The organism is Pseudomonas sp. 7P_10.2_Bac1 (genome assembly GCF_025465935.1).
Lineage (GTDB): Bacteria > Pseudomonadota > Gammaproteobacteria > Pseudomonadales > Pseudomonadaceae > Aquipseudomonas.
Genome location: NZ_JANLNV010000019.1, coordinates 1 through 9,212, shown reverse-complemented (window position 1 = coordinate 9,212; position 9,212 = coordinate 1). Strand labels below are relative to the sequence as shown.

At 58.2% G+C, this 9,212-nt stretch carries 7 protein-coding genes and 1 pseudogene; 2 read left to right on the top strand and 6 right to left on the bottom strand.

From position 1 onward, the window contains the following. Positions 1 to 65 precede the first annotated feature (65 nt). Positions 66 to 788: a histidine phosphatase family protein gene (locus NTD86_RS03975; protein ID WP_262200865.1), complete on the bottom strand. Its 723-nt coding sequence runs from the start codon at positions 786 to 788 to the stop codon at positions 66 to 68. Between the two features lie 370 nt (positions 789 to 1,158). Here NTD86_RS03975 and NTD86_RS24305 point away from each other — a divergent pair. Continuing rightward, positions 1,159 to 2,226, top strand: a pseudogene (locus NTD86_RS24305) (methyl-accepting chemotaxis protein); the annotation flags it as partial. Next, complete coding sequence (locus NTD86_RS24300) at positions 2,218 to 3,081, top strand: methyl-accepting chemotaxis protein (protein ID WP_410016946.1); 864 nt, start codon at positions 2,218 to 2,220, stop codon at positions 3,079 to 3,081. The pseudogene NTD86_RS24305 and the gene NTD86_RS24300, both read left to right, overlap by 9 nt. An 82-nt stretch (positions 3,082 to 3,163) precedes the next feature. Here NTD86_RS24300 and NTD86_RS03965 read toward each other — a convergent pair whose 3' ends face one another. From NTD86_RS03965 to NTD86_RS03945, 5 genes are all read right to left on the bottom strand, one after another. Next, positions 3,164 to 4,606 (bottom strand): SulP family inorganic anion transporter, encoded by a 1,443-nt coding sequence (locus NTD86_RS03965; protein WP_262200863.1) that lies wholly within the window; start codon positions 4,604 to 4,606, stop codon positions 3,164 to 3,166. Between the two features lie 160 nt (positions 4,607 to 4,766). Beyond that, on the bottom strand, positions 4,767 to 6,434 hold the full coding sequence (gene ggt / locus NTD86_RS03960) for a gamma-glutamyltransferase (protein WP_262200862.1): 1,668 nt from the start codon (positions 6,432 to 6,434) through the stop codon (positions 4,767 to 4,769). Between the two features lie 163 nt (positions 6,435 to 6,597). Continuing rightward, positions 6,598 to 7,509: a LysR family transcriptional regulator gene (locus NTD86_RS03955; RefSeq protein WP_262200861.1), complete on the bottom strand. Its 912-nt coding sequence runs from the start codon at positions 7,507 to 7,509 to the stop codon at positions 6,598 to 6,600. A gap of 52 nt (positions 7,510 to 7,561) precedes the next feature. Continuing rightward, complete coding sequence (locus tag NTD86_RS03950) at positions 7,562 to 8,152, bottom strand: NAD(P)H-dependent oxidoreductase (protein WP_262200860.1); 591 nt, start codon at positions 8,150 to 8,152, stop codon at positions 7,562 to 7,564. Between the two features lie 169 nt (positions 8,153 to 8,321). Further along, entirely contained in the window at positions 8,322 to 9,086 is a 765-nt protein-coding gene (locus NTD86_RS03945; RefSeq protein WP_262200859.1) for a sulfite exporter TauE/SafE family protein, read from the bottom strand. Between the last annotated feature and the right edge of the window lie 126 nt (positions 9,087 to 9,212).

The following is a 9,212-nucleotide window of genomic DNA, read 5'->3' as shown; positions in this document are numbered from 1 at the left end:
CCCCCCCCCCCCCCCCAACCCCCCCCCCCCCCCCCCCCCCCCCCCGCTCCTACACGTTTGAGGTGTTAAAACCGTGAGGCTTCAAAGCCGTGGCCAGCTGGCAAGGTGCCTGGCGGCACGATACGGTCCCAGTCTTTGGTTTCAACATAACCGAGCATTTGCGGATGAGCATCGGTGCCATCCGTTTTGATAAACAACGAGGCGTTATAACCAAATGTGGTGTCTGTGGGCACATGCATCTGGCTTTCGAGTTCGTCCATGCACTCGCTATGAGTCACCAGCACCAGATTGCGGCCCGGGACCTTATGCTTGAGCGCATCGCTCAACATCTTGCCTTTACAGTTGAACAACCAGTCCTGCGCATCAACCGGGTTAACAAACATCGCGTCGGCAGTCTGGCGTGCCCGTGTCAGCATGCTGCTGTAAATATCCGTATGGGCCAGCCCCATCATTCGGAACTCATTACCCAACTCCTGAGCAACGGACTCGCCATGCACAGTGATGCCATCTTCAGGCCCCATGCACAGTGTCGAAGAGCGGTCGCAGCGCTCTGAGTGGCGAACCAATGCAATCACATTGCCTTGAGCCCAGCTTTGATTGAGCGCCAGCACGCGACTGGCATTGCTGGACAAGCCCAGGTTGGGCGCAGGTGAGGCCGCCAGCAATTGGAAGGCGATAAAGCTCGTCAAAATGGCTGCAACGATTACGACCAGTGTATTTCGATAACGCCCCAGTGTTTTGCGCAGTAATGCGCGCCTAGCACCAGCTAAACGAAGACTCAAAATCACGTAGAACGCCCCTATGGCAGTCAGTGAACGACACTCGCCGTCACCCTATAACGCGAATATGACAATGGATGGATGAACATTCCTGCTTGTGGAGAAAGCAGTTTTGCATAGCAAAGCTTTTCCGAAACTGAACATAGTCTAAAAATCTGGGTGTAGGAGGCAGGTGAAGCAAATGTGAAAAAAATCTTTAAACAAACACCAATCTTCCCTACAGAGGAGACCTTTCAGCTCCTGAACGATGCCTGACAAAAAACGTTTCAGCTCTGCTCTATTCCGCCGATACAGCTCTGAATAAAGATTCTGCTGGGCCAGAAAAATAAAACCCCTCCAGCGAAAACAGATCCTGCGCGCACCGTTCCTGGAGATTGAAATGAGCAGATGGCTGAGCAACATCAGCGTCAACCTGAAACTGGCCTTGGGCTTCGGCCTGGTTTTGGCACTCACTTGCCTGATGGCTATCAGCAATTGGTTCAGCCTCGGCACCCTGATTGACCGCAGTAACTGGATGACCGATATCACGCAACTCAATAGCGCCCTGACCAACCTGCGCGTCGCACGCCTGCAATACATGCTGACCAATGGCGACGAAAGCGCAGCACAGAACGTGCAAAACAATCTGGAAGCCTTTGAGGCCCAGCAAAAACAATTGCTGACCACCTTCAAGAGCCCTGAAAACCTCAAATTGCTGACCGAACAACACGACCTGATCACCCGCTATCAACGTGCTCTGGTTGCCATGCGCAAGGCTTACGTCGACTCCGCGGTGTCGCGCGAACGCATGGATCGCAGCGCCAAAGCGACATTGGCCGACATTGCCACGCTGGATGCCCTCACCTTGCAACGCCCTGCCAGCGAGGAAGGCCGCTTTGAGCAGTACCAGGCGGTGACCAAAGTGCGCGAACAGTTCCTTATCGCCCGCGATCTGGGCCGCGCCTACATTGCCTCGCCCTTGGAGGCGACCGAGCAGGCCGCCAAAAGCCAGCTGGCCGCTGCAACGGCCAGCCTTAACGGGCTGAACACTTTTTTCAGCACCGGCGCCGCTGACACCTTGCGAGGTTTAAGCGATGCGATGGCTGAGTACACCCAGGCGCTGCAGGTCTTCACTGACACTGACAACAGCATTATCGAGCGACGCAAAGATATGACGGACTACGGCAACGGGATCGTTAGCCGCAGCACCGAGCTGTACAACATTCAGCTGGAACGCCGTGACACGGACAGCGCCAGCGCCAACCGCCTGCAACTGATCAGCACCTTGCTGGTGCTGTTGCTGGGCGTGGTGGCAGCGGTTGTGATTACCCGCCAGATCACCCGCCCGTTGCGTGAAACCCTGGAGGTTGTCGAGCGAATTGCCAGCGGCGATCTGAGCCACACTCTGCAGGTCACTCGCCGCGATGATCTGGGCATCCTGCAACAAGGCATTGCACGCATGGGGACGACCCTGCGTGATTTGATCAGCGGGATCCGCGACGGCGTCGCCCAAATCGCCAGCGCGGCCGAAGAGCTGTCCGCCGTCACTGAACAGACCAGCGCCGGGGTTAACAGCCAGAAGGTCGAAACCGATCAAGTGGCCACCGCGATGCATGAAATGACTGCGACCGTGCAAGAAGTGGCACGCAACGCCGAGCAAGCCTCACAGGCAGCCGCGGCCGCCGACGGCGAAGCCCGCGAGGGTGACAACGTGGTCAATCAGGCGATTGACCAGATCGAGCGCCTGGCCGTTGAAGTCGGTCGCTCGACCCAGGCCATGGCCGTGCTGCAAGAAGAGAGCGACAAGATCGGCAGCGTCATGGACGTGATCAAGGCGGTGGCTGACCAGACCAACCTGCTAGCCCTGAACGCTGCGATCGAGGCCGCACGCGCCGGCGATGCCGGGCGAGGGTTTGCCGTGGTGGCCGATGAAGTGCGCGCCTTGGCTCAGCGCACGCAAAACTCTACCGAAGAAATCCAGACCCTGGTTGCCGCGCTGCACAGTGGCACCCAACAAGTGGCCACAGTGATGCACAACAGCCGCACCTTGACCGACAGCAGCGTAAGCCTGACACGCCAGGCCGGCACGTCATTGCAGGGCATTACCCGAACCGTGTCGAATATCCAATCCATGAACCAGCAAATTGCTGCAGCGGCCGAGCAGCAAAGTGCCGTGGCTGAAGAGATCAGCCGCAGCATCCTCAACGTACGAGATGTGTCAGAACAGACGGCGGCAGCCAGTGATGAAACCGCCAAGTCCAGCGTTGAGCTGGCGCGGCTGGGGACGCAACTGCAAGAAATGGTCAGCCACTTCAAGGTCTGACACACGTACTTGTCGTCGCTGACGAGGCACGAAGGCTGCAATGCGGGGCACGCCCCATCGCAGCCTCATTCTTCGGCAGCGACTACGCGTGAGGAACACGGGCACGCTTGAGCAGCTTCTTGCAGCGCTCAGACACATGCACCACCCGCAGATGCTTGCCCGCTTTGCTGTAGCGCTCGCGCAGGGTGTCCAGTGCGGCAATGGCCGAGTAGTCGACAAAGCTCAACTGGCTGCAATCCAGGGTCACTGTCGCCGGGTCATCGGCCGGGTCAAACAGTTTGAGAAATGCCGTTGTCGACGCAAAAAACAGCGTGCCGTGGACCCGATACAGCTTGGTGCCGTTGTCCATGAACTTCTCGGCATAGAGTTGCCGCGACTGTTGCCACGCGAAGTTGAGCGCGGCAATGATCACCCCGCACATCACCGCCACTGCCAGATCCGTGAAGACGGTGATCACCGTGACTGAAATAATCACCAGCACGTCGTTCAACGGCACTTTGTTCAGCACCCGCAGTGACGCCCAGGCAAAGGTCTGTTGCGCCACCACGAACATCACGCCCACCAGCGCGGCCAGCGGGATGCGCTCAATGAACGGTGACAGGAACAGCACGAACAGCAGGATCATCACCCCGGCTGTCACGCCTGACAGCCGACCACGCCCGCCCGAACTGAGGTTGACCACGGTTTGCCCGATCATCGCGCAACCACCCATGCCGCCGAACACACCCGACACCATATTCGCCGCCCCGAGCGCCACGCACTCGCGGTCCGGGTAGCCCCGGGACTCGGTGATCTCGTCGGTCAGGTTCAACGTCAGCAGCGTTTCCAGCAGCCCCACCACCGCCATCACAATCGCGTAAGGCGCGATGATACGCAGGGTCTCGAGGTTCCACGGGATGTCCGGCAGGGCAAACGTCGGCAGGCTACCAGCGATGTGCGCCATGTCACCGAGGGTGCGTGTCGGCAGCCCCAGAAAATACACCGCAAGCCCGACGCTCAAAATCGCAACCAGTGCAGGCGGCGCGGCACGCGTCAGCCGAGGCAACAAATAGACGATGGCCATGGTCAGCGCCACCAGACCGATCATCAGGTACAGCGCCTGGCCGCTGAGCCAGGTGTCGCCGTCCTTGAAGTGATCCAGTTGGGCCATGGCAATGACAATCGCCAGCCCGTTCACAAATCCGAGCATCACCGGGTGCGGCACCATGCGCACCAGTTTGCCGAGTTTGAGCAGGCCGAATGCGAGCATGATCAACCCGCTCAGCACCACGGTCGCCAAGAAATACTGCACCCCGTGCTGCACCACCAGCGCGACGATCACCACGGCCATTGAGCCGGCAGCACCGGACACCATGCCGGGACGGCCACCGAACAGCGCGGTCAGGGTGCAAATAATGAACGCACCATACAACCCCATCAACGGGTTGAGATGCGCGACCAGCGCGAATGCAATGCACTCGGGCAGCAAAGCAAATGACGTCGTGAGTCCGGCCAGGACATCAGCGCGCAGACGTGAGAGTTTCATGGCTTACCTAAAGACGGGAGACGCGAAGGGAGAAAACTTGAAATGGATGGTAACAAATTGCGGGGGAGTTAAGACATTTGCAGGAGCGAGCTCGTTTCGCGGTCTTTTACAAAGATCAAAAGATCGCGAAACAAGCTCCCTCCTACAGGTTTTTGCGGGGTTACTTCACCACTTGGCCCACGCCACGGCCGCGTGGGTCAGAGGCGGTTTCCAGCGCGGTGCCGTTCACGCGGATGGCCTGGATGTCGCCCATGTTCCAACCCTGGTCTTCCAAGGTGTAACCCATGGCCTTGAGTTCATCCGCAACCTTGCCGGTCAACGGCGCGTAAGCGTCGTAGTAGATGGTGTCTTTAGGCAGCAACTGGTGATGCACGCGTTGCGCCGCCACAGCTTTTTCCAACGGCAGGTCGTAGTCGTAGATGTTGTTCAGCACTTGGAAGATCGAGGTGAAGATCCGCGAACCACCCGGCGTGCCGAGTACCAGCGTAACCTTGCCATCGCGTGTCACCAGGCTTGGGCTCATCGACGACAACATGCGCTTGCCCGGCTCGATGGCGTTGGCATTGCCACCCACCACACCAAAGGCGTTGGCCACGCCCGGCTTGGAACTGAAGTCGTCCATTTCGTCGTTGAGCAAGAAGCCCGCACCTTTGACGACAACACCGCTGCCGTAATCCCAGTTCAGGGTGTAGGTGTTACTCACCGCGTTGCCGTCTTTATCGACGATGGAGAAGTGCGTGGTCTGATGGGGTTCCAGGCCCGGCTTGACCTTGGCGGTTTCGGAAATCGCCTTCGGGTTCACTTCTTTCGCACGCTTGGCGATGTACGCCGGATCGGTCAACTCGGCCACCGGCATTTTGCCGAAGTCGGGGTCGCCCAGGTAATCGGCGCGGTCGGCAAACACGCGTTTTTCGATTTCAGCCAGCAGGTGGATGTAGGGGGCCGAGTTCAGCTCGACGCCTTTGAAGTCTGCCGCGCGGTCTTCTTTGATGCCAATCAACTGGGCCAGCGCAATACCGCCCGAGCTTGGCAGTGGCGCGGTGTACAAGGTGTTGCCGCGAAAGTCGACGCGCATTGGCTCACGCCAGCTGACCTTGTAGTCGTTGAGGTCTTCTTTGGTGATCAGGCCTTTGTCTTTCTGCATTTGCGCGACCAACAGGTCGGCGGTTTCGCCGTGGTAGAACTCCTTGGCGCCTTTATCGGCGATGCGCTCCAGGGTCTTGGCCAGTTCTGGCTGCTTGAAAGTTTCGCCCGGCTTCATGGTGCCAAAGTAATCACCGAAGTTGGTGCTGCCGTTAAACAGCGCCAGCGCATCTTCGCGGTATTGGAATTGCTGGTCGGCCACTTTGAAGCCGTTTTTCGCGTAGCCCACTGCCGGGGTGATCAGCTCGGCCCACGGCAATTTGCCGAAACGTTGATGGGCTTCCCACAGGCCCATCACGGTGCCCGGCACACCCGCCGCGCGGGAGCCCACCAGGCTCAGGTTTTCAATGACTTCGCCCTTGTCATTGAGGTACATGTCGCGGCTGGCCGCTTTGGGCGCGGTTTCGCGATAGTCGAGGAAGTAGGGTTTGCCATCAATGAACAAGGTCATGAAACCGCCACCACCGATGTTGCCGGCTTCGGGGTAGGTCACGGCCAGGGTGAAAGCCGTTGCAACAGCGGCGTCGACCGCGTTGCCGCCTTTCTTGAGGATTTGCGCGGCCACTTCAGCGCCGTATTGATCAGGTGCAGCCACTGCGCCACCTTCCAGGGTGACGGCATAGGCCGAGGAGCTTGCCGCGATGGCAGCCGTCAAGGCCAGAGTTTTGAACCACACAATACGCATTCGATACATCCTTTTATTGTTATTAACCGTTTCCAAACCTTGTCTGATTTTGTCAAAGATTTCAAACACTAAAGGCAAAACTGCGGCGCGCCGCACACCCGCGTACGTTCACTCCAGGGTCTGATCCCGTTTCGTCGCGGCAGCCAGTAAAGGGGAACAGCCCCTAGTCTTTGAGATACGGCGTCGCGTAACTCGCCAACTTGGTCTGGATAAAGTCCAGAAAACACTGAATGCGCAGCGCTAATTGAGAGTTGCGGTAATACACGGCATGAATCGGTTGCCGGTAGCCGCTATTGAATTCGCTCAACAGCACCTGCAAACGACCGGTGCTGATGTCTTCGTGGGTCATGAAGTGCGACAAGCAAGCAATGCCCTGCCCTTGCAGCGCCAAATGGCGAACGGTTTCACCGCTGGACGCGCTGATGGCCGGCTGGATGGGCCAGCGATCACCTTGTGCATAACGCAGCGGCCATTGGTTGAGGCCGTCGTTTTGGGTAAAGCCGATCAGGGTATGGTTGGCCAGGTCGGCCACAGTTCGGGGCATCCCGTAACGAGCGATGTACGCGGGGCTGGCCAGGATGTTAAGCGGGCTACAGCCCAGTGAGCGGGCGTGCAGGGTCGAGTCGGCCAGCGCCCCGATGCGGATCGCGACGTCGGTGCTTTGCTCAAGCAGATCGATGATCAGGTCGTTGCTGTTGAGTTCCAGTTGAATCTCGGGGTACAGCGCGCGGAACTCGGGGAGGTAAGGCACGATGGCGTGGAGCATAAATGGCGACGCCGCGTTGATGCGCAAACGTCCGGACGGTGTGCGTTGATGTGAAATCAGGCGTTCTTCCAGTTCGTCCATCTGCTCAAGGATCAGCTTGGCCTGTTCGAAGAAGAACTTGCCTTCTTCGGTCAGGTCCATGCGCCGCGTGGTGCGGTTGATCAGTGTGGTTTCGAGCTTGGCCTCCAGCCGCGACAGCGTGCGGCTGACGGCTGATGGCGTTTGCCCGACTTGTTCGGCTGCGGCAGAAATCGATCCGCACTCAATCACCGAGACAAAAATTTGCAGCTCATCCGATCTGGCTTTCACACGCGCCCCTCATTGGTTACGGACAGAGTAGCCGCTGTCGAGGCACCAGAGTTTACGCCTTGATGCCGAAGACTTCAGTCAGGTGCTGTTCATAGCGGGCCGCGTCGACCTGAGGTTGCGGGCTCTTCATGACATCCACACACAGGAAGGTCGGCAGACCCGTCATGCCCAGGAACTGATTGGCTTTGTGAAACGGAAAGTACACCGCGTCTACGCCCTTGCCTTCAAAAAAGTCGGCCGGGTCTTCAAACGCTTGCTGCGGGGCGTTCCAGGTCAATGACAGCAGGTATTGCTTGCCCTGAATCATGCCGCCGCTGCCGTAGCGCTTCGAAGCATCGGAGCGGCTGCGGCCGTCACTGGCGTACAGCTTGCCGTGACCAAAGGTGAATACTTCGTCGACGTATTTTTTGACGATCCACGGTGCGCCCATCCACCAGCCCGGCATTTGATAAATGATGACGTCAGCCCACAGGTATTTTTCGACTTCTTCAGCCACGTCGTAGCCTTCGTCGATGTGGGTGACTTTGACTTCAAAGCCATGACGATCAAAAAAAGCCAGTGCCGTATCGTGCAAGGTCAGGTTGTAGCGACCGTCGGAGTGGGCAAATTTTTTGGCGCCATTGAGCAACAGAATCTTTTTCATGATCAGCCTCTTCAGGAGTTAACCCTCAGCGCTGTTGAGCGGCACGGGGGTCTTAAAGGTTTAACGTGGACTCAAGATATAGAGCCCAACCTTCAGGAAAAACCCGCGCCGCGGCAAATGACCTTTGCCTTGAAGTCACGAATGGTAATTGGATTGTTGCAACAGCGTTTCAGCCGCTGATCAATAAATGAGCACCCAACAGTGCCATGCCGATAAAGAACACGCGTTTGAACAGCGTGGCGCTGATGCGTTGACGCAACCATTGCCCCAGCCACATGCCCAGCATGGCCGGCAACAGCGCCAGCACCGACGCGTTGAGTTCGCCCCCGCCCAGCGAGCCGCGCCAATAAAGCCCGCCCGCAAGGGCCAGGGTCGAGACGCTGAAGGACAAGCCCAGCGCTTGCACCAACTGGTTTTTGTTCAGGCCTAACGCTTGCAGATACGGCACGGCGGGAATCACGAACACGCCCGTGGCCGAGGTAATAACACCGGTGATCAGGCCACAGACCGGGCCTAACCAACGCTCGGCAGAAGGTGCGACGCGCAGGGTGGGCAGGAACAGACCGCTCAGCGCGTAGAGCAATAAGGCCGCGCCCAATGCCCGCACCACCCAACTGCCACCCTCTATGCTCAGCCATAGCACGCCAAGACCCGTGCCGACGAAGATCCCCAATTGCATGGGCCATAGACGCTTGATCAATACCCGCAGTTGCCCGCCAGCCGCCAATTGCCAGGTGTTGGTGACGATCGAGGGGATGATCAGCAACGCCGCAGCCTGCGCGGGAGCGATAGCCAGGCCGAGCATGCCCATGGCGACGGTGGGCAAGCCCAGGCCAATCATGCCTTTGACCGCGCCCGCCAACAAAAAGGTCATCATCACCAGCAGTGACAAGGCCCAGCCCAAATGTTGGTAGTACTCGATTAATGTATTCATGCGGCCATGCTGTGGGATGGCGGCGAAATTGAAAATGCGTCATAAACAGAGCCAGCCTCTTGTTTATCAATAGGCTGGATATAAACCTGTGCAGGAGCGGGCTTGTCTTGCGATCTTTTTTTTTTT